At 55.1% G+C, this 673-nt stretch carries 1 protein-coding gene and 1 pseudogene; both read right to left on the minus strand.

All coding sequences use genetic code 11. The features are described from left to right. The coding region (locus E0D98_RS28270) for an MbeB family mobilization protein (protein WP_240723784.1) at positions 1-242 on the minus strand (242 nt) is incomplete at its 3' end. A gap of 31 nt (positions 243-273) precedes the next feature. Then, a pseudogene (locus E0D98_RS28275) lies at positions 274-648 on the minus strand (relaxase/mobilization nuclease domain-containing protein); the annotation flags it as partial. Between the last annotated feature and the right edge of the window lie 25 nt (positions 649-673).

A 673-nucleotide genomic window follows, 5' to 3' on the forward strand; every position in this document is an offset into this window, starting at 1 on the left:
AGTTCGTTCTCTGTGGCGCTGAACTGCGCGTTCACGGCACTGTTCAGCGTCTCCAGTTGTTCTTTCACCGCTGCTGTGTGTGCGCTGATAGCGTCTCTGATTTTCTGCCCGTTTAAGTTCAGTTCCCTGTCTACAGACGCTTCGAGCTTCCTGAACTCGCTGTTCAGCATGTTCTCTGTAGAGACGGCACGCTCTTTCAGTTTCTTCTCGAAGTCTGTCCCCATTTGTAAAAGATTGCTCATACAGCGCCCCTTTCAGCCTGAGATTACGCCCGCCCTCCGGGTCGGCGATACTGATACTGCTCCTGGTTGTCCTCACCACCTCAAAACCTGCCGCTGTAAGCGCCTCAGTGACATCCTGACGCGTTTTTAGCGCTCCGGCATGGTAAAGAGCCTCCACTCCCCTCGTAATCGCTTCTGCGGCCTCCTGTTTCGCTTTCGGCAGATTATTCGGGGTGACAAGTGTCCGCCTGTTCTCCGGTGCGTTCGGGTCGTGCAGCCCGTAATGGTGATTCACCAGTGTCTGCCAGGCATTGATTCGCGGACGGTCCGCCCGGTCGTAATAGGGCTGGAGCCGTTTTCCGCTCGCCAGCTCCATATTCGGGATGACAAAATTCAGCTCAAGACGCCCCTTGTCCTGGTGCTCCACCCACAGGATGCTGTACTGATTTTTT

The organism is Escherichia sp. KCJ4928, assembly GCF_004352695.1.
Lineage (GTDB): Bacteria > Pseudomonadota > Gammaproteobacteria > Enterobacterales > Enterobacteriaceae > ECMA0423.